Genomic DNA, 26,009 nt, shown 5'->3' on the forward strand with positions numbered 1-26,009 from the left:
AATTATATCCATTTTATCAATGGCAATTCCTGTGGATAGGCCAGATCAGGATGCCTGGGCATTACCCGGAAGCTGTACGTATAGGAGCCTGAAAGCGGCAGGGGCAACCGGCATTCAAAGGTCGCCCGGCTTCCGCTCACTTCCGTTACGGTCAATTCCCGTACCAGGGCATACCCATCTTCCTGATCTTTGGCAGCGAACACTACTTCCAGCCGGATATCTTCTGTTGTCAGCTCTCCTGTATATAAAACAATTTTTGCGATGAACAGTTCTCCGAGGCCTTCCACCAGGTGATCCGCTACGGGCTGCTCTATTGACATGACATGTATCTGCTTCCATACGGCAATCATCTTTTTCTTCCATGCGGACAGCGCTTTCGGTATTTCATATTCACCTTCCTGCAGCCGTACATGGCGCATGTGCAGTTTCCGGTAGTATCGGTCATAGTCCTCCACTACCCTGTTCATATCATAGGCAGGCGTTATGGCAGTAAATGCAGCGCTTATCCTGCCCGTCCAGCCCAGGGGTATCCCTGCCTCGTTCCGGTCAAAAAAAAGCGGGATGATCTCGCTTTCCAACAGATTGTACAGTACGGTTGCATCTTCCCGGTCCTGCACACCGGCATTATCGTAAATATTGTCGCTTTTCAGGGTCCATCCTCCGCTCCCTTCCGCAACATCCGCCCACCAGCCATCCTCCGTACTGCAATGTAAAACGCCATTCATGGCGGCTTTCATACCGCTTGTGCCGGAAGCCTCCTTACCCGGCCACGGTGTATTCAGCCACAGATCAACGCCCTGTACCATACCGGCTGCCAGCTCCATGTCATAGTCTTCCAGGAACAGCACTTTATCTTTCAGTTCGGGATGGCGGGAGGCAGCGATGATCGTTTTGAGGATGGCGCCGCCTGCATCATCACGGGGATGCGCTTTACCGGCAACGATGACCCTCACCGGCCGGTCTTTCCGGTTGACGATCGCTGCCAGCCGCTGCAGGTCCGAAAACAGCAGGTCCGCACGTTTATAAGGCGCCGCCCTGCGGGCAAAACCAATGAACAAGGCATGCTCATCCAGCCGGACCGGTTTCTCCATCACAGCACCGGGTTTTACCTCGGCATAACGCCTCCACCTGTTACGGATCATTCCTGTGAATTGTTTTTTCAGCGATTTCCGGACAGACCAGATCATATCATCAGAGATGCTGCCAACGGTTCTTTGCTGCGGATCATACCAACCCGTTTCCTGCCATTGGCGATGCATCCATGTGGGCGCATGTACGCCGTTCTTCACGCAGCCGATATGCAGTTCCTCCGGCCTGAAGTCCTTCCACAAGGGGTTCAGCAATCTGCCTGATACTTTTCGATGCAGTTCGCTCACGGCGTTGATCTCCCCCGAAAGCCTTGCTGCCAGGTAAAACATCGAGAACTGTTCCTCCCGGTCATTCGCATTCAGCTTGCCTAATCCCATCAGGCGGCCCCAGCCCACGTTGAAATCCCCCGCGAGGTATGATAGATAAGCGCGAAGCAACTCTTCGCTGAACATATCCATGGCTGCCTTTACGGAGGTATGGGTGGTGAATAATGTGGTGGCTTTTATGATCTCCAGCGCGGCATCAAAACTCAGATGGGAAGTATGCATGATCGCATTTATCCTTTCAAAACCGGTGAATGCAGCATGGCCCTCGTTGATATGATAGATATCCGGACGGATACCTATTTGCGTGAGCATCCTTACCCCGCCGATACCCAGTACTATCTCCTGCTTCAGCCGCATTTCCGGGTCCCCGCCGTAGAGTTGCGCGGAAATAAGCCTGTCTTCCGCCTGGTTATTCTCCACGTTGGTATCCAGCAGATAGAGGGGAACCCTGCCCACATCGGCTTTCCAGACTGCTGCATGGACCGTGCGTCCCGGAAATGCCAGCGGGATCAACAGTATATTTCCCGCTGTATCGCGTACCTGCGATAAAGGCAAACCTTCGGGATCCTGCATTTCGGCAACAGCTACCTGTTCGCCCTGCTGCGATAACTTCTGCCGGAAATATCCCTGCCTGTAAAACAATCCTACGGCTACAAGGTTCCTGTTTTGATCACTTGCTGCTTTCAGATAATCCCCGGCCAGGATGCCCAGCCCTCCCGCATATTGCTTCAGGCAGCCGGATATGCCATACTCCATGCAGAAATAGGCCGCGAGCGGAGCATCGGTTTTTGTCGTATCCATGTACCCGTCATATGCTTTTGCCACTGCTGTCAGGCGGTTTAAAAAACGATCGTCATCCGCCAGTTGCTGCAAAGCAGGAAAGGTCATATTATCCAGCAACGCTACGGGATTATGTCCGCTTTTTTCCCAGCCCACCGGGTCCATATCAGTAAACAGCGCAACAGCTTCCGGGTTCCAGGACCACCAGAAATTATGGCCGATCCTTTTCAGCACCTGCAGATTGGCCGGTAATTCCGGTTGAATATGGATGCTTCTCCATATCGCTCTTTCTTCCTGTTTCGCCTGCAATACCGGTAAGGGCTCCACCTGTGGCTTGGTACGGAAAAGCGCCTCCCGTTGCAGGCTTTTCTGCAATGCAAAATCGTAGGCCAGCTGATACCGGTAAAACAGCTGCGGCCACAGGAACGCACGGCTGATCTCCGCCGCGGCATCCCGGTGCTGTAGCTCTTCCTCAGGTGTCTGCGCAGCAACTCTCCGGATGATACCGGCAATATCCTGGCTCACTTTTCTTTCGTTGTCGTCATTACGGTCTACCACATAGATCCCTTTTCCGGTAAAAGCGGAGGAATGCGCTACCGCAATCCCGAAGCCGGAAACATTGGTGGTAACGGCCGGGATGTGGAAAGCCAGGCTCTCCATGGGGGTATAGCCCCAGGGTTCATAATAGGATGGAAAAATGGCGAGATCGAACCCGATCAGGATATCATAGTAAAACATATTGAAAATACCGTCATTCCCGTCCAGGTACGTTGGCACAAACATTAAGGTCACCGCGCTGCCGGGGCGGTTATCCAGCCGGCATTGCCGGATGCGGTTCAGTATGGGGTCCGTGTCCGCTCCCAGCAAATTGTGCGTCAGCACCTCCCCGGTTGCAGGATGGAAAAAATCGGGATGAAGCAGTTGATCTTCCAGCGCCTTTCTGGGACCAGTGTGATGGGCCGGCACAAATATAACGGCCAGAATATGTTTCGCCGGCAACTCTCCTTCATTCAGCTTCGCCAGGCTGTCGATAAATACATCGATACCTTTGTTGCGGAATTCATAACGGCCGCTTTTGATTACCAGCAGACTGTTCTCCGGAACCGGCTGCCTCGTCAACGCTGCAGCCACTTCCATAACTTTCTTCCGCGCAGCCGCCCGCATGACGGGAAACTGCACCGCATCCGGCACAAATGAAGCGTCAAACCCGTTCGGTGTAATGAAATCGGGGTGTTTACCCAGAAACTTTTCACATTCCCGGCCGGTGAGATCGCTGACGCAGGTAAAGCAGTCCGCCGTAGCCGCAGCTGTTTTTTCCAGTGAATGCTTGGCCACTACTTTGTATTCCCTGGCAGCCCGGTCAGGATCAAACGTATCGAACCGGCTGTAAAAAGGCTGCCCGTTTCCGGCAATAGTGCGGCCTAACACAGTGGCATGGGTGGTGAAAACGGTAGCGATCTGGGGGACATGCTCTTCAAGATAAAGCACGCCGGCCCCGGTCATCCATTCATGAAAATGTGCCAGTATCTTGTCCGTTGCATTCAGATAATGTTCATAAAAACAATGGATGACCCTTGCAGCAGCATAACCGAAGATAGCGGGTTCTATATAGTCCCATTGGCCGGTCAGCGAATCCACATGAAATTTCGTCCACAAGTCCCCGAGAATGGTATTCTTTTGCTGGAACAGCGGTGTAAAATCGATCAGTATTACGAGCGGTGCCCCGGGAATATTCCATCGCCCTGTACGGATCGGCAGCCCTTCCTGTTGCATATGGGCTTTCAGCCCGGCGAAAATTTCTTTGTCTTCCGCAAATTCCGGGTTGCTGCCGGTACCGGTATGCAGGTCCGGCCCGATCATCACCTGCCTGTCTCCCCATTCCGCCTGCATCAATCCCGCTTTTGTGCTAAGCACCGTATGGATGCCGCCTACCTTGTTGCACACTTCCCAGCTTACTTCAAAATGATGATCAGGCTTCAATCGTATAACGTTCATGGACTTTTGTTTTTTGACGGTCGGGACATTGCGCTATCCGCAATGTGAAATCGGCCAGCACATTCATATAATTCATGAAGGCCTGGAACGGATGGTTATATGGACTAAGCTGCCGGTGGAGCGCACCATCACCAAGGTGCCTGGTTGACATATAATAAAAATGGTCGCTGGCCTGCAGGTAAAGCCAGTCGCGTTGCAGCTGCGGGTCATCACAGGCGTGCACTTTTTTCTCCAGCGCATACAGGGATTCAAATGCGTCCTGCTGCAGATCATTACCCAGCCATTCCTGCAGTAGTCCCTCCGCAGGAATTACCGCTGCCGGTAACGGTTCGGCGGCGGCGGCCGCTTCGGATACCGTAGCGAAACGCCACCCGGGTATAGTGAGCATTTCCGCGGGCAGGGCTTTCAGGAAATCGAATATCCCGGAAGCTGCCGGATGGCGTTCACCAAAAGTGGTGTAGTCGAGGGACAGGTTCACCACTTCATCCTCCTGCGGCATGGCCTGCAGCCACTCCCTGAATTTACCGGCTGTCAGCGGCCATTCCCGCCATTCTTCATCGGAGAAGCGGTTGGCAATGTCTCCGCTAAGGCTGCCATGCTGCAGCAGCATTCTCATTTCCGGCAGCCCGGGGTTACTATGGGCGCGCCCGGCATTCAGACCAGGCAAGGCCGTGGTTAACATGGTACGGAATCCCAAACCGGCCGCGGCTTCAGCAATAACATTCCCCGGAGCCAGATCCGTGTTGCAGAACGCCGTGGGCCTTTGTCCGAACAAATGTGCAATGGCATCAGCATGTGCCGTCAGTTGACGGGTAACTTCCCGCCGGCTTTTAAGCCCTGCCAGGGAATGGCCATAGGGCAAAGCCAGGAACTCCACACAACCGGTATCCGCCAGCGCTCTGAAACTGGCCGCCACTTCAGGCATATATTCCTGGAATTGATCCAGCGCCAGCCCTGAAACAGAAAAGCTGACACGGAACTGTTCGCCATACTGGCGGATCAGATCGAGCAATATCCTGTTCGCAGGCAGATAGGCATTCCGGGCCGCCCGGGCCAGCGCATCCCGGTTGGCTGTTTCATCAAAATAATGGTTATCCTCCCCGATATGCAGGAAGGAAAACGGCCTGAGCCGGTATGGCTGATGTACCTGGAAATGCAGGCAGATATTTTTCATGGGTTCTTCTTTTTTTATGATGATAGCTACTCCGGGCTACTGATGTTTCTCATCCATCACCCGCTGATATAATTCCCTGATAACGTTGCCTTGCTTCTCCCACCGGAGGTTTGCCACCTCTCTCCTGCTTTCCCTGGACAGCATCCGGGAAAGGCCGTTGTAACTGGCAAGTGAATAAATGGATTCGGCCAGGGCGTCCGTATCCCACCAGTCTGTTTTCAGCGCATATTGTAAAACTTCCTGTACACCGGACTGCTTTGTGACGATAACAGGCACACCTGCTTTGATGGCTTCCAGCGGCACGATGCCGAAAGGCTCCGAAACAGATGGCATCACAAAAACATCACTCGCAGCCAACAGCTTATCGCGCTGCGTTGCATCCAGGAAACCGGTAAAATGTATATAGCGGGATATTCTTAATCGCGCAGCTTTTTCGATCATGGCAAACATCATATCCCCGCTGCCCGCCATAATGAAACGGAAGCCTTTGTCTTTCGCCAGTATCTTTGCGGCCGCATCTATAAAATGTCCGGGGCCTTTCTGATAGGTGATCCTGCCTATAAAAGACACGATCTTTTCCCGGAAGGGGGCTTTGCGTCTCTCAGGCAACACGGTGGCCGTTTCCAGCGCATTGTGGATCGTTTCCACTTTCTCCGGGTCAATAAAATATCTGTCGATGATCGTCCGGCGGGTCAGCTCGCTTACCGCAATGATCCGGTCTGCCTGCAGCATGCCCTGCCGTTCAGTTTCATATACCTGCATATTGATATTTTCGCCGGAGCGGTCGAATTCCGTAGCATGTACATGTACAACCAGCGGTTTTCCGCTGACCTCCTTGGCCATGATACCCGCAGGAAAGGAAAGCCAATCGTGCGCATGGATGATATCATGTGCATTCCCCCTGGCAATGGCCGTAGCCACCAGGGCATACTGCCAGACCTCTTTCATCAGGTCTTTGCCATACCCGCCCGTGAACGGATAACGGACAGGTGAAGTTGTCGTAGCTTTTGCCTGCAGCAGTTCCGTTCTGGCCTCGCTGTACCGGCAGAATTCCTCCGGCCCCAGATAAGGGATAACAGGACAATTCACCTCAAAAAAAGTCATCGCTTCCCGGAACTTCGCGTTCTCCTGTTGCGGGGCCGACAAGGGTACATCCGCAGCACCGAGCACTTTGATGCTGCCCTGTTCTTCATCACCATTTGCTTTTGGTATGACAAACAGCACATCTACATCATTGGCCGTCAGACCTTGTGTGATTCCCTGACAGGCGGTACCAAGGCCGCCGGAAATATGCGGGGGAAATTCCCACCCGAACATGAGCACTTTCATGGATATTTATTTGTGAACTGTTAACTGAAAACGCCGGTATCCTTTTTTCAACCGTTCCACGGTATCTGCCAGGCGAAGCAATTCGGCCACGCTCCATGCCTGGGACACCGCTCCGCCTGACCGGTGGGGTGCATCCCCGTCACAAACCTCCGCAACAGTATGCAGGCAATACTCTTGCAGAGCCGGCTCCATTCCCTGAAAGATCGCCTCCAGCAGGGGCAATGCCGTCTCCTGGTACACCCGTGCGTATGCATCAGCAAAATGGCCGAGCAACCAGGGCCATACGGTTCCCTGGTGGTAGGCGTGATCTCTTGTGCGCTGATCCCCGCCGTATGCCCCGCGATACCTTTCATCCGAAGGTGATAAAGTGCGGAGACCGCGGGGGGTGAGCAACTCTTTCCTCACTTTGTTCAATACACTCTCCTGCATGGCGGGAGTTAACGGGGAATAAGGCAGGGAAACTGCAAATACCTGGTTGGGGCGGACAGACCAGTCCTGCATCGTTCCAAAGACGTTATCCGCCAGATATTTCCTGTCCTCGTTCCAGTAAACAGCAACAAAAGAGGCCCTGATCTTCTCCGGCCAGGCCTCCCATTCCCGCACAAAGCCTTTATCTCCTGCGAGTGCTGCTGCTTCCAGGCAGAAACAGACGGCATTGTACCAAAGCGCATTGATCTCCACCGGCTTCCCTGCTCTCGGTGTAACCGGCACACCATCAACGACTGCATCCATCCAGGTCAGCGCATATCCTTCGGCGGCAGCGGATATCAACCCGTCATCATCCGCCCCGATATTGAACATGGTTCCCTGCCGGTAATGATAAAGGATGGATGCCAGCATATCCCCGTACGTTTCCCAAACAGCAGCGGCACCCTGCCCTGCGGCATATTGCTGTATGGCATATACCAGCCAGAGCGATGCATCAGCAGTGTTATAAAGGGCCGCTTCCCCAATCCCTGCATTGGGCAGCAACCCGCCTTTCAGCCGGGCTGCCAGGGTACTGACCACCGCCCGGAAAGTACCGGTATCGCCATCGGTCAATGTGAGACCGGGCAACGAAATACAGGTATCCCTCGCCCAGGAACCGAACCAGTAGTAACCGGCTTTTATGACCATTTCATCGCCCATTTTTACCAGGAAATGCCGGCGGGCGCGCAGCAGATGTTCTTTCAGGCCGGAAGGCTTTGCCGTTTCCGGGACCATGCTGTTGAACGCTTCCCGGAACCCGGAAGGGTCTTCTTCCTGCAGACCGGCGGACAGGATGATCGTTTCTCCCCGCGCCAATTTCAGCTCAAAGAAACCCGGAGCGTTCAAATCCTCATGAAAGGTATATCCCCGGTCACGTTCCAGCGGATATTCCACATTATAAAACCATTCCGGGGAAGCAAAGAACACGCTGCCACCGGACAGCTGAAGGTACAGCGGGGTATAAACGGGGTACCGGATCTGCACGCCGGAAGCAGCGGACTGTACGGCAGGGTGCAGATGCCCGTTAAAACCGCCGACATGATGTTTGTTCCGGAACGCCAGCAAAGGCAGCAATCTGAGGGTAACCGGACCGGGCGCCTCCAGGAGGGTATAGCGGATCATTAACCGGTTCTTCTCATCTTCCAATGCCAACGCTTTCCTGAACAAACAGCCGTTTGCTTCATACGTCCATTCTAAAACACGGCCTGCAGTAAACCCGCGGATATACCGGAAACCTTCGGGATAATAGGCTCCGGGATAACGATGAGCGCCAAAGTGGTAAACTTCCCCATTACAGGACAAGGTTTCTTCCAAAGCTGACAACAGCACATGCTCCTCCCCGTCTATCTGCGGCTGCGGTACTACGAGCAAGCCATGATACTTGCGGGTATTGCAGCCGCAGACCGATGAGGCGGTGTAAGCCCCTTCCCTCGCCACCTGCAGGTATTCAAGACTGGTGGAGGAGGAAGGGTCCTGCATGAATGCACTGTTGTAGCGGTCCTTTATCATGGCGTTACAACCAGTTCGTCTTTAACATCCAGAACGCCCGGAGCAGACCATACCGCCCGTTCCACTTCCTCCCGTTCGCTCCAGGAGCGCACATTTCCTTTCAAGGTTACATGGCCGCCATCCATCTGCACATCAATGCCTTCGGATTCGACATTTGCGCGCCGGGAAAGCGCCTTTTTGATCCTGTCTCTGACAATGGAAGGCGCAATTACGGGACGGATGCTGAGCAGATTACGGACACCTTTTACGCCAAGCAGGTCCTTGACGGCATTTGTCACAGATTCGCGCTGAAACCCCCATTCCACTTCACCTTCGATCGTCAGCCATCCGTCGTCTACCTTTATCCTGATCTTCTCTTCCGGCACAAAGCTGTTCCACTTCAATGCATTCAATACTGCTTCGGCAATATCAGCATCATTCCTTTTTTCACCGGTGGAAAGCCTGACTTCGAGGTCTACCGCTACGGCACGTACGCCCTTTACTCTTTTGGCAGCGTTCTCCGCAGCGAGTTTTTGGCTGTAGTTGGCGATGGTGCCGCTAAGGGTAACGATACCATCCTTTACGGCAACGCCAACGCCGGAAGCTTCCAGGGATGGTTCCCATTGTAGTTCTTCCATCACGTCTTTCTGCAATTGGATATCTGTTTTTTTCATGTCTTTGGATTTAAAAGTTAAAATGGAGATTGCTCTCAAATTTACCTCGCTGACAAGGAGTATTACAATGACCGTCATCCCTCCTGAAGATGATCCCGGTCAGTGACGACAATCAACGACATCCACATCTGCCGTCATTTTTCTCCGCCTGCTATTGCACTAGCTTGCTGATGTTATCAACTTTCTCCAACTCCCAAAAAGCATCATAGATGAAAAAGATCCTCTATATCACCGATGCGGTGAAACTGAATATCCAGCGGCTGGATTTCGCCTGCTTCCTCTGTAATCTCACGGATTCGAAGCTGACCGGTGTGTTCCTTGAAAACCGGGAACACGAGACCCGCTCCCCGGCTTTTATCAGGGAAAAGGCCATCTCGGGGGAAATCGCTGATTCTCCCGAACAACTCAAGGAAACGCTCAGCAGAGAACATATCCGCGAGTTCAAAGACGCCTGTGAATTAAGAGGCGTTAACTGTGCTATTCACCAGGATGCGGGAGCGCCGCTTCATGAGGTCATTTCCGAAAGCCGGTATGCGGATGTGCTGGTGATTGACAGTTCCACTTCTTTCACTGAAAACCGGGAATGCCCGCCAACAAAATTCGTCCAGGAAGTGCTTGCCGCTGCGGAATGCCCGGTAGTACTGCCACCGGATAGCTTTGACGGTATAGACGAGATCATTTTCACTTACGATGGCAGCCCCTCTTCCATATTTGCCATCAAACAATTCGCTTACCTGTTCCCGGAAATGGAAGACAGAAAAGTCATCGTTTTCGATGTGGTCCCTCCCGGAAAAAAGATCGGGAAGAGCCAGCATAAACTGCAGGAATGGCTGAACACCCATTACAGCCGTAACGAGATCCTGATCAGGGAAGATGAGCGCACCCGCGCACAGCTACTCGAATACCTGCTGGGCCGCAAGAACGCCTTTGTGGTCATGGGGGCATTCGGCAGAGGCCTGATATCCGGCATGCTCTCTCCGAGCCATGCAGACCCGGTAGTAAAGATCATCTCACTGCCCATATTCATCACACACCGCTAAAACCATTGACATGAAAAAAATACTGCTCGCTTTCGATGGAGAACAGTTCTCCCGGGGCGCCTTCGAATTTGCCCGCCGTATGAATGACATGCAGCCTGTTATGCTGATCGGCGTATTTCTTCCGCATCTGGACCTCTCCGTCAGCTGGACCTATGCCACCGCCGGCTCGGCATCCTCCATTCCCCTGCTGGAAAAAACGGCCGGAAAGACCGTTGCAAAGAACATCCTGAAATTTGAACAGGAATGCAACCACTACGGTATAAAGCACCGGGTCCATAAATATCCTTATGACCTCGCCATCCCCGAACTGCGGAAAGAGACCCGGTTTGCTGACCTGCTGATATTGGGCAGCGAAAAATTCTATGAGAACTTCGGGATGGAAACACCGAATGAATACCTGCGCATGACCGTACAGGATGCGGAATGCCCGGTCGTACTGGTGCCGGAGAAATTCACCTTCCCGGAGAGCATTGTACTATCTTACGACGGCAGCGATGATTCCACACACGCGATCAGAAGTTTCACCTGCCTGTTCCCCGGGCTCACCCAAAAGCAGGCCGTCATGGTGTACCTGGCTGCTTCGGAAAACGAAGAAATGCCGGATAAGGATTATGCGGAAGAACTGGTGTCCAGCCATTTTTCCAACCTCAGCATCAAAGTGCTGCCCAGGCGCTCCGGCAAGCACCTCAACACCTGGTTATCCGAACTGAAACACCCGATGCTCGTCAGCGGGTCATATGGCCGTTCGGACCTTTCCATGATGTTCCGGAAGAGTTTCGTCACGCAGGTCATCAATGACCATAAATTACCTATATTCATTGCTCACCGTTAAACGGACCAGGGTCAGCCGGTCCGCTAACCGCGGTCATCAACTGTAGCCCGGCCATCTCTTAGCTTTGTAAAACAAAACCCTTCGCGCATGAAAAAGATCGTTGGCGTTATAGACGCACTCAACTTCACTCCCTCCCAGCTGGATGGATTCGATTATATCACACGGGAGGCCGGAGGCAAGCTTACCCTTGTTTTCATGGAAAACATCCTGGCTACCCAGTTGCCGCTGACCGGTTTGCATGCTGACGGCGTGTACACAGACCTGCGGACCAACGCCGAGCTGGCTGCGGATGTAGCCAAAAGAAAAGAAGAAAACCTGGTAAAGCTGATCCATGCCTGCCGGGAACGGGATATGGAGCCGGATATGCATGAGACCACCGGTATTCCCATACTGAAGATCATAGCTGAAAGCAGGTTTGCGGACCTGCTGCTGATCAGTCACAATACTTCTTTTGCCACGCTGTTCGACAGCAATCCCACCCGGTTCGTCAAGGATGCGCTGGCGGAAGCGGAATGCCCGGTCATTGTCATTCCGGAAAAACTGAACCCCGCCAGGGAAGTAATATTCGCCTATAACGGCACCAGCTCTTCCATGTATGCGATCCGGCAGTTTACACAGTTATTTCCCGGTATGCGGGACATACCCGTTCAGGTTATTTACGTAGTGGAAGGCGGAGCCAAAGAGCTGCCGCATGAGAAATTGCTGAAAAACTACCTGGAAATACACTACGACGAAGTAAAATACACCGTGCTCAACGGCGAGCCCAGGGCTGAATTCCTGGCGCAGCTGATGCACCGGAGAGACTGCCTGGTCACCTATGGCGCATATGGCCGCAGCCGGATGTCCCGGTTCTTCCACCGCAGCGAGGCGGAAAACGTATTGAGAACCGTGAACATCCCGGTATTTATCACACATCCTTAAACAGCTATTCATGAAAAACATCCTGGTTCCCACAGACTTTTCCGCTGCTGCCGAAAGGGCTTTCAGGGCAGCTTTCGAGATCGCTTCGCAAAGCGGCGGCAACATCACCCTCTATCATTCCCTGATTCCGCTGGAAAGCGTCTTTATTGAAACCGATGAAAAACGGCGGCAATACAACAGGCAGACAAAGGCCAACGTCCGCAAGCGCATGCGGAGGCTGATAAATAAGGTGGCGGGAGGATCGGAGGTGGAGATATCAACGGTCATCAGCCATCTGCCTGTGATATCCAGTGTGCTGGAATATGGGCAGGATAATGATATCGACCTGATCATCATGGGTACCCAGGGAGCCAGCGGATTGAAAAAAGTGGTCCTCGGCAGCATAGCGGCGGCTGTTGCCGGAAAAAGCAATATTCCCGTACTCCTCGTTCCTGAAAATGCCGTCTGGCAAAAGCCTGGCCATATTGTTTTCGCAACCGGCTGCCGCGAAGCGGATGAAAACGCCACCGCCTATATTCTGCAATTCGCCAAAATATACCGTGCAACAGTAGAGGCCGTGCATCTGTACAAAGACGATCCGGACAACACTGAAAAAGAAAAAAAGGATTTTACGCTTTATAAAAGCTACCTGCAAAAGACCTTCGGGAAAACCAACCTGAAGTTCCGCCTGATCAAAACCGCTTCTGTCAAAAGTTCCATCGAAATGCTGGATACATCTGTGCCTTATGATATGATGGCGATGGTCCGCCGCAGGAAAACCCTGCTGGAACGCTTCTTCCTGACCAACCTTACCAGGAATATGGCCTGCGTGACCAGTAAACCTCTGCTCATTGTACCGGAAACCATAAAAAGCAAAAAGGCGGGCGCATGATCCCGATGTTCATGATCATTGCCGGTTTCCTGACCTGTTCCGCACTGATTGTCGTCTGCGGTTCCCAGCTCTCCAGGTATGGAGACATTATTGCTGAACTGACCGGCGTAGGCAAGGCTATGTTCGGGTTGGTGGTGATGGCTGCAGTTACCTCTTTGCCGGAACTGTTCACCGGCATCAGTTCAATCTTCATCGTAGATGCACCGAATATTGCTGTGGGAGACATTATGGGCAGCTGTGCCTTCAACCTGCTTATCCTCGCTGTGCTCGACTATTTTGTTCCCGGAAAGCCGCTCTCCTCCGTTGTCACTAAAAAGCACCTGCTGGCCGGGTTCTCCGGCATCTTCCTCATCTCCTTGTCTATTCTCGCCATGCTGTTCAGTGAAGCGTTCCCGATGATCGGCTGGTTCAGCAGTGCTTCAGTTCTGCTGATCGTTCTCTATCTTGTATTTACCTGGCTGATGTACAAGAGCGGTCATCAGCAGGATGTCAAGATCGTTACACCACCACCGTCAGACAATACCGGCATCTCCCTGCGCAAAGCGGTAAAAATGTACGTGCTGCTTGCATCCCTGGTGATCACCGGAGCCATCGCCCTGCCATTCTTTGCAGACATGCTTGCCGAACGGACCGGCGCCAACAAGTCCTTTGTCGGAACGTTGCTGGTAGCAGCCACAACTTCCCTCCCCGAACTGGTCACCTCCATCAGCGCTGTGAGGCGCGGCAGCATAGATATGGCGGTAGGCAATGTGCTTGGCAGCAATATCTTCAATATGTTCATTCTCGGGCTGGATGACCTGATGTACGTCAAAGGTCCCCTGCTTTCGCTCATCAATCCCATCCATGCGCTGAGCGGTCTGGTAACCTTGCTGATGACCGCCATCGCGGGCGTCGGCATCATTTACAGCACCCCGGCCAAACGTTTTGTATTGGGGATAGATGCGATCATCCTGATCCTGCTGTATAGCCTGCTGATGACCGCTTTGTACACGATGGGATGACAGGGGAACAACATTCTGATGAATACCGCTTGTAATTGAGGAACTATGTTTGCCCGCAAAACGGCTGTCAGGGGAGTATTACCCGTCCCGGACAGGATATTTGTCGCATTACCCCCCATATAATGTCACATTTGTACAATTTTATATGGCACTCGTTCATTTAAATTTGTGTCATCAAAATATTATATGGAAGCAACAACAAACACAGCGCCTCATATTCCCTCCAGTTCGTTCTGGAAAGAGTTGGGGAATGCCATCCGGGGTACGGAAGCTGACTATACGCAGATCAGCATCAGGAAAGCTATCTTCCTGCTGGCCATACCCATGATCCTTGAACTGGTGATGGAATCTGCCTTTGCGGTAGTGGACATATATTTCGTGGGCCGCCTTGGCCCGTCCGCCGTGGCAACGGTGGGGCTGACGGAAACTTACCTGTTCCTTTTATATTCCATTGCGATGGGGCTTTCCATGGCGGTGACCGCTATCATTGCCAGGAGGATCGGGGAAAAGAAAGGGGCAGACGCAGGGGCTTCGGCCGTTCAGTCTATTTTCCTCGCCATCCTGTCTTCCATTCCTTTCGCCATCGGCGGCATTTTCTTCGCAAAAGAATTGCTGACCCTGATGGGGGCTGACCAGTGGAGCATAGACCACGGCTACCGGTACACACAATGGATGCTCGGCGGTAATGGCGTGATCATGCTGTTATTCGTGATCAATGCCATCTTCCGGGGAGCCGGAGACGCGGCCATTGCCATGCGCGTGCTATGGATCGCCAATGGCATCAATATTATCCTGGACCCGATACTTATCTTCGGATGGGGCCCGTTCCCCGCCATGGGTATAGAAGGTGCCGCCATCGCCACTAACGTCGGCAGGGGGATTGGTGTTGCCACACAGCTGTGGCTGCTCTTCAAAGGCGGGAAACACATCCGTGTAACACTCGCCCAGCTTTACTGGGATGCAAAAACCATCATGAACATTATCCGCACATCACTGGGCGGTGTAGGGCAAATGATCGTGGGCATGACCTCCTGGATCTTCCTGATGCGGATCATGGCCGATGTGGGCAGCGAAGCCGTAGCAGGCTCCACCATCGCCCTGCGTATCATGATGTTCACCATGATGCCGGCATGGGGATTATCAAACGCCGCCGCAACACTGGTCGGCCAGAACCTCGGCGCCGGTGCGCCGGACCGCGCGGAGGCCTCCATCTGGAAGATCGGCGTTTATAATATGATCTTCCTGGTTGGTGTTTCCTTTGTGTATTTCTTCTTCCCCCAGTCGCTGATGAGCATTTTCACGGACGATGCGAAAGTAATAGCCATCGGCGGGGAATGGCTGCGCATACTCTCCTACTCCTATTTTGTGTACGGATGGTGGATGGTATCAGTACAGGCCTTTAACGGTGCCGGTGATACCAAAACACCCACCAAGATCAATGTGGTGTTCTTCTGGCTGATACAAATACCGCTATGCTACTTCCTCGCGATCAAACTTGGGTGGGAACATTCAGGGGTATTCTGGGGCGTGTTCATATCGGAGACCTCCGTAGGTATATTCACGCTCTGGCTGTTCACGAGGGGAAAATGGAAAACCGCTATGGTATAATATAAAGTTGACTTTATACAAAACGGCGGGAAAACAGCGCACCGAATGGTCTGTTTTCCCGCCGTTTTATTTTTGTCATGCATCTAAGCCAGCTTCTTCAGCAGCTTCATCCCGAAGCCGGGCCCTTCCGATACTTTCAGTTTCCCATTTACGATCCTGTAGCCGCTGAAATCCACATCATCCGTAACACAGGTCACGCCTTCTATCGTGACCACATTTCCCAGCCCGGCCGCAAGATGCGCCGTATAGTTCGTTTTCAGGAAAGTGCCCCAGGCATGGGGACTGGCTAAAGTTTTATTGCGGATAAGCTCGGGCATCAACCTTACCCAGCTGGAGAATCCGTAACCGTAGGTATCCGGCAGATACACATCCAGAATACCTTCTTTGCCCAGCTGCATGCACAACTCATGGTCCGGCTGATATTCCCCATCCGCATACAGCGTTTGCCGGTAACCGTTATCATTCATCCATTTGCGGAAGTCCCGGGCCAAACCGGCTTCCTCATGGAATGGTTCCTCAAACCATACGAGCGGCACATCTTTCAGCCCTGTCATGAAGGCCTTTGCGTCATCCAGACTGTAGCCGTTGTTGGCATCGACCAATACACCGGTATCCTTACCAAACGCTGCCTGGATCCTGTTCACAATGTCAATATCCGTTTGCAGGCCTTTGTCGTGCGGGTACCATTTAAAACCGCGGCCGATCTTCACCTTCAACTGGCGGTACCCGTAGTCATAGTCCCAACGGCAATTTTCCATTACTTTATCAAGGCCGGCCGGGTTGCCGGAAGGTTCCAGTTCATCTAGGTAGATCATCCCGCTATACACCGGTGTTTCAAGGTCTCCTTTAGCGCCCAGCAGCTGGTACACCGGTTTATTCAGGACAACGCCGCAGAGATCGAACAGGGCTATGTCTGCATGCCGCGGCGTAGCCGCCAGGATGCCATTTTGCGGGTCTATGAGTGCAGACAGCGGTTTACCCACAATAGCCGAGGCTTCTTCCTGATTACGAAAACCGGTTTGTCCCCATCCGGTGGCGCCTTTATCCGTCACGATCTGCAGCACCCTTTCCCGGTGGTGCTGACCATGTACATCCAGCTTGGCGTTCTTGCCTACGAGTCTTGGCCAGTGGAAGTTCACCTCGCCCATATGCACAGCAGCTATTTTGTGGGCATTCAGCTCCGGATAGCGTTCTGCTACGCCCAAAGCGGTCTCCGGGCTTATAGCGCGGCCGGCAAAAAGGCTTTCAGGCAACAAGGCCGTACCAAGGCCGGCGAGAGATACAGATCTGATGAAATGCTTTCTGTTCATAACAGTGGGTTATATGTTTTTGATATGGAAATAATAGGGTGTCATGTGTGTTCGCACACCAAAATAGTAAAAAGGCGGTCAATAACAAACCTGTATTACTCCTTTCGGCAATCACGGAAGCGGGGGAAGTTGACATGGTGCCGGAAAGGCGCTGACGGCCGGTAAGACCAGGGTCACCCGCCCGCATGCGTCAGGCGGGCGACCCTGGTGATTTTCAAAACATGCTACCTTTCCGCAGTCACCAGTGACAATCTGGGCACTGTCTCCAATTGGTCAGCATACTGAAAACGGTACCGGCTGGTTTCGTGGTTGCTCCAGTCGATGTTCGCCCGCATGATTGCCCTCAAGCCCTCTACATACCGGATTATCTCCAGGTTGGTCTTTTCTTCGAAATCCGGCAGCGTGGCTGTCAAGCGGATAAACCGGCGGACTTGCTGGTCATGGATCCCGATGGTCCTGGCAATTGCCCTGGGCATCGATAATCGTTTTTCATGCGCCAGTATGGTCACCAGGTTGTGGTATTCTCCCATCTCGCGTTCCTTGGCGAGTGAAAAGAGGTCATTGGCCCAGCAGACGGTATTACGGCAAATCTCCGTCAGCTCCACCAGCACCGGGTGTTGCCAGGCAGTATCCGGCAAGGTGATCCGGTCGATCATCTCTATACAATCCGTTGCTACATTCGCCGCTCCAATGTATTGCCGGCGGCTCATGTAATCCTCCAACGGAGGCCAGACGCCGGCCTCAATGTTCTTGTGCTGCCAGAGCGCCGCATGGAAAATGCGCCACAGGCTTTTTTTGTATTTTTCTATCCATTGGGGCGTTCCCAGTTTAAGAATCCTTTCCCAAAGGTCCGCCAGTGCAGCAAAAACCGGTTCATTGCTCCCGTGGCCCACAGCGGGGTCGTTTAAAATGGCGACGAAGATCTGGGAGAATTTCTCTACGGAGCCGCTGTCATGGCCGCCGGATACCATGGCATCATTTTGATCCAGAAAATCATCTACCAGAAACAACAGCGTGTTCAGATCGGAATAAGCGCAAAGCGTTTCCAAGTCTGCATTCGGGAACATCCGGGCCACCATATAGGCATACCCCTGATTCCGGTAAAGCCGGATCTGCTCTTCAGATTGCAACAGCCTGAACCGGCGGATCCACCTCACGGTATGATCATCCGCCGCAATGACGTGACTGTTAATACGGGATGGAAAGGGGCAGTAAAGCCGCCTGGGCAGGATAATAGATTCCATAAATAATAATTTAAGGTTACTGAATAAAATAGATAGTTGAATATAGAGATAGGCGCTGAGAAAAGGGAGGATGCGCGGGGCTTGCGGGTAATATAAAAAAAATGCCTGCATCGATAATGCAGGCATCAAAAAAGTTTATGCTCTTATAAATAATTAACAATCAAATGATAATACATAAAACGGATGACAGATTACCGTCCGTATTTTTCCAGAATGTGGCTGATGGTATCCACGCGCAGCGGCTTTACAACGTATGCTTTTGCTCCCAGTTCCATAGCCTTTTGCTGGTCTGCGTTCAGGAAGCTGCCGGTAACGAAGACCACCGGGATATTGTTTAATACGGGATGTTGCTGAAATGACTGCAGCAATGCTTTGCCGTTGGTGTCGGGTAAAGACATATCCATCAGAATGAGGTCGGGCGGATTACCCACGGCGCTCTCCAGACCTGTTTTCCCAGTCTCCGCAATAACAACAGTGCAACCCATCTTGCTCAGCACCCTGGCATAATACCGGTTGCCTATGCTGTCATCGTCAATGATCAGAACTTTTACCGGATGCGGAAGCGAAGGAACATTGGGCAAAGCTGTTGCGGGTACAGCCGCCGCCGCCTCCAGGGGGAACCGGGCCGTGAACCGGGAGCCTTGGCCCAATTCGCTTTCAGCGGTCAGTCCACCGCCTAATCTTTCGGTCAGCTTTTTAGCGATGTGCATACCCAGGCCGGTACCTTGGGGATTGCCTGTACCGCTGCTGTAAAAGGGTATAAATACCTTATCCAGGGTAGACTGGTCCATACCGATGCCGTTATCGCTGATCGCTATCCACCAATCCTGCTTATTGCAGCCAACCGCAATCCGGATCGCGGAACACTCCTTTGAAAATTTGACGGCATTGCTGATCAGGTTATTGACGATCTGCGTAACCTGTACACGGGCAAAATTGATTTCATCAGGCACCTGTGCTTCCACGTTCAGTTCAAAGGTGATCTGCTTGAATGATGCCTGATAGGAAAACATGTGGCTTATGTCTTCCAGCCAGCCCCTGACCTGCATCCGCTCAATTTTTGGCGGGAGTATCCTGCCTGTTTCAATTTTGGCCAGTTCCAGAACGTTGTTAATGATTTCTAAAGAAAGGTTCACCGAGTGGCCAATACTGCTATGCATTTTCCGGAGGTCCTCTCCTTTTATGCTTTCATCATCCAACAGCTGGCTGATGGCATAGAGCGCATTAAGGGGCGCCCGCAGCTCATGGGTGGTTTCGTTGACATACACCGTTTTGTAGGCGCTGGCCTTCGCCAGTTTCTTATTCAATCTCCTGAGTTTGGCATTCGCTTTTGCGGACCTGTCCATCAGCATATTGTTGAGCTGCAGATAGAACAGGAGCACCACAACATTCAGTCCGATCACGGTTGTCCAGGTAGCTACCCGGAACACGGGATAGAGGCTGGATGAGATTTCCAGCGGAGGGAAAAAATGCAGATGCGTATTAAGTTCAATCCCCACCAGCGCCGTAACGGAACAGGCTATGCAGGCCATCAGAAGCCTGGTTTCACTTTTTTTGAAGATCAGCAAAGGTGCTCCGATCAGGTATCCCGCCATATGCGTGGCGTCAATGACCGTGCGAAGCATGATCCCGAAGATCAGGGTGGCCATGCAAAAGGTAAGATGCCAGATCAAAGCGGCATAAAAGTACTTCCGCTGATGGTTGAGCCAGATCACGCTGACAAACATGGCCGTTTCAGGAACTGCCGGATACAGTATCGCGGTTCTTCCGGAAAAGATGGTCAATCCCCCACCGAAAAAAAATACCAGTGATGCGGCAATCAGGCTTGAAATATTGATTATCCTGGTCCTTTTGTTACGCAGGGAGTCACCGGGAACAACGCCCGCATTGACAAGGAAATATACCTGCCTTCGACAAAATGCCGCAAATGTTTGGACAGCTAACGAAGGACGGATCATAAGGGTTGTAGGTTGTTTGGCTGGGCCGTAAAATACGTCTTTTATCTATTGAACAAGGGCGTCAATTGTTAATCATTTGTAAATGAAATGCCGTATTTGAACATCCATATTGACGATATTCCGGGTTTGGTATCTGAAGTTCGTTGATTTACAATAGAAATGTCAATTTTGGAATCTTCATCACCAACTGGTTTGAATAAAAGATGCCTTAATCCAGGTGCTCATGATTCCCCGGAGGTTTTACCGATGCGCTGGTTGTAGCATAAGGATTGGCTGCGATACCAAACTGCCGCAGGATCAGCTGCGTGGGGATACCTAATGGGCTGCACCCATGAGTCTCGCCAAACTATCTATATGATCTGGCTTTTAGCAGCAGAAGTAAATAATGGCGGCTACAACCAGTCCTACTTCAATTCAAGTCGGAAATTCTACACGCACCTGCCTAACGCGTTAAAGCTTATCGGGGCCGACAAATTCGCAGACTTGACTAAACAGGCAAATATGATTTTTGAAAAAAGAAATCACGAAACTATCAGCCAATCAGATGACGGCGACCCGTTGAATAAGCTTGACGATGAATTCTTCGAACTATACAAAACGGAAGATTTGCAACAAATGCAAGCAGCGTATATTCGGAAACATAAAGCAGCATTTATTGATAAATGATTGTTGACGGAAAATGCAGCCCCAAAAAACTCTGGTTTTGCCCCACAGAACAGCGTCTTCTAAAGTCAGGCTGATCTGCTACAGGTATTTACCCATTACTCCTTTCCCGGAATTTCTTGCGCTGAAACAAAAGCAATCCTGCATCCTTCAATAGCGAAAGCCGAATTTGGCATAACTAAAAAAGGCCGGAGAACAAATCTCCGGCCTTTCTCTTGTCCCCAGAACAGGAATCGAACCTGCACTCCGTTGCCGAAACAAGATTTTGAGTCTAGCGCGTCTACCAATTCCGCCATCTGGGGGGACGCGATCACGATGAAGACACCTGATCGCGGGACGCAAATGTAGATAATCTTTGTAAAATCCGCAATAAATATTTCTGCTTGTAGTGAAACTCTTTCAGCTGCTCCCATTCCGTCGCCGTCATGGTTTCCTCATGCCCGTTTTCCAGCAGAGACCGTATCTCAGCGGCCAGTTCTTCCTGCATCCCGGTGACCTGCCGCCGGAACTTCGCTATGCCCCCGGCCGAGGGGTTCAGTTCCAGTTGCACCAGATGCTCATTCAGCGTCAGCATCTCCATCATGAACAGGTGTGGTAATGGCTGCCGCTCCTCTGCGGTCAGCAGTTCCCGGCGGTCCAGCATCGCTTCCACCATCGCTATTTCCTTCATCGTTTGCACTTATTTTGCTAAACAGCAAATTTACAGTAATGTTGCAGCATTCGTTAATGATATCCAAAAACTTATGACTGCGCAGCTCATACAAATCGGACTGATCAGGGAAGAAAAGATTCCGCTGGATAACCGCGTTGCATTCACGCCCCTGCAATGCAAATGGATCATGACGCATTACCCGGGCATCAGGATCACCGTGCAACCCTCCCCTCACCGCAGTTATAAAGATGAGGAATATGAAGCGGCTGGCATCCCCGTTCAGGAAAACCTCTCCCATTGCAGCATCCTGATGGGCATCAAGGAGGTGCCGCCGGAACAACTGATCCCGGGCAAAACATACCTCTTTTTCTCCCATACGAAGAAACAGCAGCCCCAGAACCAGCCTATGCTGCAGGCCATCCTGGAAAAAGAGATCACCCTCATAGATTATGAATGTCTCGTGCATGAGGACGGGCAGCGGATACTGGGCTTCGGGTTCTTTGCCGGAGTGGTGGGCGCACATAACGGTCTGCTGGAATACGGACGGAGAACGGGCTTGTTTGATTTCAAACGGGTGCATGAATGCCACGATTTCCAGGAGCTGATCACCCACTATTTCGGCGTGAAGCTGCCGCCGCTGAAGATCGTGGCCACCGGCTCGGGAAGGGTTACCGCAGGTATCCTGGAAGTGATGGGCCTGCTGGCGATCAAATACATCCCGCCGGAAGAATTCCTCTTCAATGAATACGCTTACCCCGTCTACACACAGCTGAAAGCTGGGGAACTGTATCTTCGTAAAACAGACAAAACCTACAGCCGGGAGGACTTCCATGCCAACCCTGCGCAATACGACTGCAAATTCCTCCCCTATGTGACGAGCAGCGACATCCTCATGAACGGCATCTACTGGGAAAAGGATATCGAGCCGCTTTTTACCTGGAGCGATCTCACCAAGGACAACTTCCGCATCCGCGTCATCGCCGACATTACGGATGACAAACACGGCTCCATTCCCTGCAACCTGGGCGATGGCACCATCGAAAACCCCTCCTACGGCGTCAACCGTTACACCCAAAAGAAAACGGCCCCGTACGAAGAAGATTCGGTGACTATGATGTGCGTGGGCAACCTGCCCAATGAACTGCCGCGGGATGCTTCGCAGTTCTTTGGCGACCAGCTGATGAAATATGTGTTCGATGAATTGCTGAAAGAAAAAAGCCCCATGATAGAAAAGGCCACCATCACCCGCAATGGCAGGCTTACGGAACGGTATGCCTACCTGCAGGAGTATGCTACAGGTTCAGGTAGTAAGGCTTCAGTAGTTGAATGAATGCAGGGGTATATTGACGTCGATCGTCATATATCGTCAGCTCCTGCCGCTGTGTTGCCGCGGATAAAGCCCGTGCAAAGATGCCAACCGCGCGGAAATACGCACGCCCCGGCGCCTGCCTGACCTCCAGCAATTCCTGCGGCACAAAGCCCGCCGCCTCCGCCAGCCCCCGGAACCGCTGAAACCCCTCATACGGCAGCAATACCGAAAAACGGCCGTCCGCCGATAACAGGCGGGATATCGCGGCCAGCAAAGCCTCATAATCCAGCGAAACGGCATGCATAGCGGCATTCCGCTGGTCATCCGGACTTTTCAGCGCATTCTCGTAAAAAGGAGGATTGGTTATGATGAAGGAATAGGAAAAGTCCGGACGATAATCCCGCACATCTTCACGGATCAGCTGCAGCCGCTCCTTCCAGGGGGAGGCTTCAAAATTCTGCTGTGCCTGCGCCGCTGCACCGGCATCCAGTTCGATCGCATCTATCAGGGCCACAGATGCTGAATCATCCGTGCCACCGGTACCGATCATACCATCTCCGCCGGGCATCGCTTCCCCCACTCCCTGCGCCAGCATCAGGCTCAGCAACCCCGTTCCGGCGCCAATATCCAGCACACGGCCGGGCCTGCCCGCATGCAAAGCGGTAAATGCGCCCTGTATGCAGGCATCCGTACACACCTTCATGGCACTGCCTTGTTGGTACACGGTGAACTGTTTAAATCTGAAATAGCTGTTTCCCATGATCACAATGCTGTCACTAGGCCGGGCAGACGCATATCGCTATGCGATGATGCCGGCTGATGCCGCTGCAGGGAAAGCCATCCCTTTCGCCGGTCAGCAATATCCGTCTACCTGTCTCAATTTTTTCCAAAATGAGCTTTTTAATAGTGATGGTTTTATTCAAAAGCTGCGCGTGCGCTGGGAATAACGTCCAGCGGGCTGAATGCGCCGGCGAGATATTTATAATGCGCGGCCATGGCGATCATCGCCGCATTGTCCGTACAATACTCGAAGGCAGGGATGTACACATTCCATTGATGTTGCGCGCCATAGGCCTGCAGGGCGTTCCGGAGGCCGGAGTTCGCGCTTACGCCACCCGCTACGCATAACTCCCTGATGCCGGTTTCGCGGGAAGCTTTTACCAGCTTGTTCATCAGGATAGTGATGATGCGGTGCTGAATGGAAGCGCAGATATCGCGGAGATTCGTTTCCACAAAATCCGCCTGCCTGGCCTTGTTCTCCTGCAAGAAGTAAAGAATGGCGGTTTTCAGGCCGCTGAAGCTGAAGTTCAGGCCCGGTATCTGCGGCTCGGGGAAGCGGAACCGTTCAGGATTTCCTTCTTTCGCGTACTTGTCTATCAGCGGGCCGCCGGGATACGGTAGGCCCAGCAGTTTTGCACTTTTATCGAATGCCTCTCCCGCCGCATCATCCAGCGTTTCGCCGATCACTTTCATTTGCAGCGGGCTTTCGCATAATACGATCTGTGTATGGCCACCGGAAACGGTGAGGCAGAGGAAAGGGAATGCCGGTTTGGGATCATCGATGAAATTGGCGAGCACATGGGCCTGCATATGATGTATGCCGATGAGCGGGACATCCAGGGCAAGGGCCATCGACTTTGCGAAACAGCTGCCGACCAGCAGTGAACCGATCAGGCCGGGCGATTGTGTAAAGGCAATGGCGCTAAGGTCTTTCTTGTTGACGCCGGATCTGCGCAGCGCCAGGTCCACCACCGGCACAATATTCTCCTGGTGCGCACGGGAGGCCAGCTCGGGCACTACACCACCGTATTGCTCATGCACCGTCTGGTTGGCAATGATGTTGGACAGCACTTTCCCGTCCACGATCACGGCGGCGCTGGTTTCGTCACAGGAAGATTCAATAGCTAGAATAGAGATCGGCATAATGGGCGCAAAATTACTAATTGCTGCGGATGGCAACAACAGGGTCGAGCCGGCTGGCGGAAAATGCCGGTATAAATCCGGCGATAATACCCACTACTGCGGAGATGCTCAACCCCAGGATAATATTCCCGGTGGACATGGCGATCTCGAAGCTGCTGAACAGATTCCCGGCTATCAGAGTGCCGATATAAACGATCAGCAGGCCGATAGAACCGCCGATCAGGCAGAGCAGGATGGCTTCCAGCAGGAATTCCAGCAAAATAATGGAAGGCCTGGCGCCGACCGCCTTTTTGAGGCCGATGATATTGGTCCGCTCCTTCACGGTCACGAACATGATATTGGCAATACCGAAACCGCCTACGATCAGCGCAAATATGGCGATCACCGCCCCGCCCAGGTTGATATTCCCGAAGATGCTCTCCAGCTCGTCCTGCGCCGTGGTGATCTCGTTCAGTGCAAAGTCATTCTCCTCGGTGGGCCTTAACCGGTGGATCGCCCGCATGGCCCCGGTCAGATCGTCTTTCAACTGCCCCACGGACACATCCGGCCTGGCGCGGACCATAAAGAACGGTTCCGCATAACGGCGTTCATCCACGATCGTACGGGCGAAGAGATAAGGCAGCAGTATGGTATTGTCATTGATCACCCCGCCCATAAGGCTTTCGCCCTTTTTCTTCAGCAGGCCCACTACCTTGCAGTTACGGCCGGCAAAACGCACCACTTTGCCCAGCGCCGCCTCCGGCGTCAGGAACAGCCCTTCCCATATATTGGCGCCCAGCACGATCACATTGCTGCCCTGCAGGAGTTCATTCGGACTGAAATAACGGCCCATCGCAATATCCACCGCCTGCATCTTTTCCAGGTCCATCGTTACCGCCAGCATTTCCGCGCCCTCCATATAATCTACACCGTATTCGATCTTGCGGCCGCCGGAAGAAAAAACAAAGGTCACCGCATCTGAAGTGGATACTTTGTCCTTGATCTGCTTCATCTCTGAATATTTCGGCTGCGGACGGTTGATATACCGCCACCATTCCCCGTCTCCCCCGTCCCAGGGCCACTTCTGAAGGTAGATGACATTGGTGCCGAGGGATTTCAGATCGTTGCGGATATTGGATTCCATACTGTCCGTCACCGTCAGCACCGCAATGATGCAGAAAATACCGATGGAGATGCCCAGCAGGGACAGAGAGGTGCGCAGCTTGTTGACCCGCAGTTCCTGCAGGGCCATTTTCAGACTGCTCCATAAAATCTTCAGCGTAGAAAGCATATTCCAAATTTAGTATATAAAGTAACGCGCACCATCGTGTTTGTGACCGCCGGTCAATTTTCTATGACCGCCAGCCAGGGGAAG

General features: G+C 52.5%; 21 protein-coding genes and 1 tRNA gene. 9 read left to right on the top strand and 13 right to left on the bottom strand.

Going from position 1 to position 26,009, the window contains the following annotated elements; all coding sequences use genetic code 11:
- Window positions 1–2: 2 nt before the first annotated feature.
- The 5 genes from glgP to FW415_RS18055 are packed head-to-tail and all read right to left on the bottom strand — an operon-like array spanning window position 3 to window position 9,323.
- Window positions 3–4,190 carry an alpha-glucan family phosphorylase gene (gene glgP, locus FW415_RS18035; protein WP_148387870.1) on the bottom strand — a complete coding sequence of 1,396 codons (4,188 nt, stop codon included), beginning with the start codon at window positions 4,188–4,190 and terminating at the stop codon, window positions 3–5.
- Window positions 4,165–5,364 (bottom strand): glycoside hydrolase family 57 protein, encoded by a 1,200-nt coding sequence (locus FW415_RS18040; protein ID WP_148387872.1) that lies wholly within the window; start codon window positions 5,362–5,364, stop codon window positions 4,165–4,167. Before FW415_RS18040 ends, glgP begins: the two co-directional genes overlap by 26 nt.
- Before the next feature lie 36 nt (window positions 5,365–5,400).
- On the bottom strand, window positions 5,401–6,693 hold the full coding sequence (locus tag FW415_RS18045) for a glycosyltransferase (RefSeq protein WP_148387874.1): 1,293 nt from the start codon (window positions 6,691–6,693) through the stop codon (window positions 5,401–5,403).
- A 6-nt stretch (window positions 6,694–6,699) separates the two neighbouring features.
- Window positions 6,700–8,670, bottom strand: coding sequence for an amylo-alpha-1,6-glucosidase (locus FW415_RS18050; protein WP_148387876.1), 1,971 nt, complete (start codon window positions 8,668–8,670; stop codon window positions 6,700–6,702).
- The gene (locus tag FW415_RS18055; protein ID WP_148387878.1) at window positions 8,667–9,323 is read right to left on the bottom strand and encodes a BON domain-containing protein; all 657 of its coding nucleotides are present in this window, start codon (window positions 9,321–9,323) and stop codon (window positions 8,667–8,669) included. The genes FW415_RS18050 and FW415_RS18055 overlap by 4 nt, the downstream gene beginning before the upstream one ends.
- A 209-nt stretch (window positions 9,324–9,532) precedes the next feature.
- Here FW415_RS18055 and FW415_RS18060 point away from each other — a divergent pair, with 209 nt between their 5' ends.
- From FW415_RS18060 to FW415_RS18085, 6 genes are all read left to right on the top strand, one after another.
- Window positions 9,533–10,363 carry a universal stress protein gene (locus FW415_RS18060; RefSeq protein ID WP_148387880.1) on the top strand — a complete coding sequence of 277 codons (831 nt, stop codon included), beginning with the start codon at window positions 9,533–9,535 and terminating at the stop codon, window positions 10,361–10,363.
- Window positions 10,364–10,373: 10 nt separating this feature from the next.
- Entirely contained in the window at window positions 10,374–11,195 is an 822-nt protein-coding gene (locus FW415_RS18065; RefSeq protein ID WP_148387882.1) for a hypothetical protein, read from the top strand.
- Between the two features lie 87 nt (window positions 11,196–11,282).
- Window positions 11,283–12,116 (top strand): universal stress protein, encoded by an 834-nt coding sequence (locus FW415_RS18070; RefSeq protein ID WP_148387883.1) that lies wholly within the window; start codon window positions 11,283–11,285, stop codon window positions 12,114–12,116.
- 10 nt (window positions 12,117–12,126) lie between these two features.
- Window positions 12,127–12,987 carry a universal stress protein gene (locus FW415_RS18075; protein WP_148387885.1) on the top strand — a complete coding sequence of 287 codons (861 nt, stop codon included), beginning with the start codon at window positions 12,127–12,129 and terminating at the stop codon, window positions 12,985–12,987.
- Window positions 12,984–13,988 carry a sodium:calcium antiporter gene (locus FW415_RS18080; RefSeq protein WP_148387887.1) on the top strand — a complete coding sequence of 335 codons (1,005 nt, stop codon included), beginning with the start codon at window positions 12,984–12,986 and terminating at the stop codon, window positions 13,986–13,988. Before FW415_RS18075 ends, FW415_RS18080 begins: the two co-directional genes overlap by 4 nt.
- A 186-nt stretch (window positions 13,989–14,174) precedes the next feature.
- The gene (locus tag FW415_RS18085) at window positions 14,175–15,596 is read left to right on the top strand and encodes an MATE family efflux transporter (protein WP_148387889.1); all 1,422 of its coding nucleotides are present in this window, start codon (window positions 14,175–14,177) and stop codon (window positions 15,594–15,596) included.
- Window positions 15,597–15,679: 83 nt separating this feature from the next.
- Here the strand turns inward: FW415_RS18085 and FW415_RS18090 are convergent, their stop codons facing one another.
- From FW415_RS18090 to FW415_RS18100, 3 genes are all read right to left on the bottom strand, one after another.
- Entirely contained in the window at window positions 15,680–16,906 is a 1,227-nt protein-coding gene (locus tag FW415_RS18090; RefSeq protein ID WP_148387891.1) for a mandelate racemase/muconate lactonizing enzyme family protein, read from the bottom strand.
- A gap of 224 nt (window positions 16,907–17,130) precedes the next feature.
- Window positions 17,131–18,150 carry a hypothetical protein gene (locus FW415_RS18095; protein WP_148387893.1) on the bottom strand — a complete coding sequence of 340 codons (1,020 nt, stop codon included), beginning with the start codon at window positions 18,148–18,150 and terminating at the stop codon, window positions 17,131–17,133.
- Window positions 18,151–18,341: 191 nt separating this feature from the next.
- Window positions 18,342–19,934 (bottom strand): hybrid sensor histidine kinase/response regulator, encoded by a 1,593-nt coding sequence (locus FW415_RS18100; protein ID WP_168208874.1) that lies wholly within the window; start codon window positions 19,932–19,934, stop codon window positions 18,342–18,344.
- 492 nt (window positions 19,935–20,426) lie between these two features.
- Between FW415_RS18100 and FW415_RS18105 the strand changes: the two genes are divergently transcribed.
- On the top strand, window positions 20,427–20,774 hold the full coding sequence (locus tag FW415_RS18105) for a DUF4375 domain-containing protein (protein ID WP_148387897.1): 348 nt from the start codon (window positions 20,427–20,429) through the stop codon (window positions 20,772–20,774).
- 215 nt (window positions 20,775–20,989) lie between these two features.
- Here FW415_RS18105 and FW415_RS18110 read toward each other — a convergent pair.
- Both FW415_RS18110 and FW415_RS18115 read right to left on the bottom strand, forming a co-directional pair.
- Window positions 20,990–21,073: transfer RNA gene (locus FW415_RS18110), tRNA-Leu, on the bottom strand.
- Window positions 21,074–21,081: 8 nt separating this feature from the next.
- Window positions 21,082–21,441, bottom strand: coding sequence for an iron-sulfur cluster co-chaperone HscB C-terminal domain-containing protein (locus tag FW415_RS18115; RefSeq protein ID WP_148387899.1), 360 nt, complete (start codon window positions 21,439–21,441; stop codon window positions 21,082–21,084).
- A gap of 73 nt (window positions 21,442–21,514) precedes the next feature.
- Here FW415_RS18115 and FW415_RS18120 point away from each other — a divergent pair, with 73 nt between their 5' ends.
- Window positions 21,515–22,753 carry an NAD(P)-dependent oxidoreductase gene (locus FW415_RS18120; protein WP_148387901.1) on the top strand — a complete coding sequence of 413 codons (1,239 nt, stop codon included), beginning with the start codon at window positions 21,515–21,517 and terminating at the stop codon, window positions 22,751–22,753.
- Here the strand turns inward: FW415_RS18120 and FW415_RS18125 are convergent.
- Window positions 22,716–23,456 carry a tRNA1(Val) (adenine(37)-N6)-methyltransferase gene (locus FW415_RS18125; protein ID WP_168208875.1) on the bottom strand — a complete coding sequence of 247 codons (741 nt, stop codon included), beginning with the start codon at window positions 23,454–23,456 and terminating at the stop codon, window positions 22,716–22,718. The two genes, FW415_RS18120 and FW415_RS18125, sit on opposite strands and share 38 nt — an antisense overlap.
- 34 nt (window positions 23,457–23,490) lie before the next feature.
- On the opposite strand from FW415_RS18125, the gene FW415_RS18130 reads away from it, so the two are divergent.
- On the top strand, window positions 23,491–23,679 hold the full coding sequence (locus FW415_RS18130) for a hypothetical protein (protein ID WP_148387905.1): 189 nt from the start codon (window positions 23,491–23,493) through the stop codon (window positions 23,677–23,679).
- Here the strand turns inward: FW415_RS18130 and tsaD are convergent.
- Together tsaD and FW415_RS18140 are read right to left on the bottom strand one after the other, a co-directional pair.
- Window positions 23,648–24,655 (bottom strand): tRNA (adenosine(37)-N6)-threonylcarbamoyltransferase complex transferase subunit TsaD, encoded by a 1,008-nt coding sequence (gene tsaD / locus FW415_RS18135; protein ID WP_210420729.1) that lies wholly within the window; start codon window positions 24,653–24,655, stop codon window positions 23,648–23,650. The two genes, FW415_RS18130 and tsaD, sit on opposite strands and share 32 nt — an antisense overlap.
- Window positions 24,656–24,671: 16 nt before the next feature.
- The gene (locus FW415_RS18140) at window positions 24,672–25,925 is read right to left on the bottom strand and encodes an ABC transporter permease (RefSeq protein ID WP_148387907.1); all 1,254 of its coding nucleotides are present in this window, start codon (window positions 25,923–25,925) and stop codon (window positions 24,672–24,674) included.
- Window positions 25,926–26,009: the final 84 nt, after the last annotated feature.

The organism is Chitinophaga sp. XS-30 (assembly GCF_008086345.1).
GTDB lineage: Bacteria > Bacteroidota > Bacteroidia > Chitinophagales > Chitinophagaceae > Chitinophaga.

Excerpts from the sequence above, each read along its gene's own strand:
- FW415_RS18075 (WP_148387885.1), top strand. The coding sequence starts at position 12,127 with ATGAAAAACATCCTGGTTCCCACAGACTTTTCCGCTGCTGCCGAAAGG.
- FW415_RS18115 (WP_148387899.1), bottom strand. The coding sequence starts at position 21,441 with ATGAAGGAAATAGCGATGGTGGAAGCGATGCTGGACCGCCGGGAACTG.
- FW415_RS18095 (WP_148387893.1), bottom strand. The coding sequence starts at position 18,150 with ATGGAATCTATTATCCTGCCCAGGCGGCTTTACTGCCCCTTTCCATCC.
- FW415_RS18080 (WP_148387887.1), top strand. The coding sequence starts at position 12,984 with ATGATCCCGATGTTCATGATCATTGCCGGTTTCCTGACCTGTTCCGCA.
- FW415_RS18050 (WP_148387876.1), bottom strand. The coding sequence starts at position 8,670 with ATGATAAAGGACCGCTACAACAGTGCATTCATGCAGGACCCTTCCTCC.
- FW415_RS18105 (WP_148387897.1), top strand. The coding sequence starts at position 20,427 with ATGGGCTGCACCCATGAGTCTCGCCAAACTATCTATATGATCTGGCTT.
- FW415_RS18055 (WP_148387878.1), bottom strand. The coding sequence starts at position 9,323 with ATGAAAAAAACAGATATCCAATTGCAGAAAGACGTGATGGAAGAACTA.
- glgP (WP_148387870.1), bottom strand. The coding sequence starts at position 4,190 with ATGAACGTTATACGATTGAAGCCTGATCATCATTTTGAAGTAAGCTGG.
- FW415_RS18090 (WP_148387891.1), bottom strand. The coding sequence starts at position 16,906 with ATGAACAGAAAGCATTTCATCAGATCTGTATCTCTCGCCGGCCTTGGT.
- FW415_RS18060 (WP_148387880.1), top strand. The coding sequence starts at position 9,533 with ATGAAAAAGATCCTCTATATCACCGATGCGGTGAAACTGAATATCCAG.
- tsaD (WP_210420729.1), bottom strand. The coding sequence starts at position 24,655 with ATGCCGATCTCTATTCTAGCTATTGAATCTTCCTGTGACGAAACCAGC.
- FW415_RS18065 (WP_148387882.1), top strand. The coding sequence starts at position 10,374 with ATGAAAAAAATACTGCTCGCTTTCGATGGAGAACAGTTCTCCCGGGGC.
- FW415_RS18140 (WP_148387907.1), bottom strand. The coding sequence starts at position 25,925 with ATGCTTTCTACGCTGAAGATTTTATGGAGCAGTCTGAAAATGGCCCTG.
- FW415_RS18130 (WP_148387905.1), top strand. The coding sequence starts at position 23,491 with ATGATCACAATGCTGTCACTAGGCCGGGCAGACGCATATCGCTATGCG.
- FW415_RS18045 (WP_148387874.1), bottom strand. The coding sequence starts at position 6,693 with ATGAAAGTGCTCATGTTCGGGTGGGAATTTCCCCCGCATATTTCCGGC.
- FW415_RS18085 (WP_148387889.1), top strand. The coding sequence starts at position 14,175 with ATGGAAGCAACAACAAACACAGCGCCTCATATTCCCTCCAGTTCGTTC.
- FW415_RS18070 (WP_148387883.1), top strand. The coding sequence starts at position 11,283 with ATGAAAAAGATCGTTGGCGTTATAGACGCACTCAACTTCACTCCCTCC.
- FW415_RS18120 (WP_148387901.1), top strand. The coding sequence starts at position 21,515 with ATGACTGCGCAGCTCATACAAATCGGACTGATCAGGGAAGAAAAGATT.
- FW415_RS18040 (WP_148387872.1), bottom strand. The coding sequence starts at position 5,364 with ATGAAAAATATCTGCCTGCATTTCCAGGTACATCAGCCATACCGGCTC.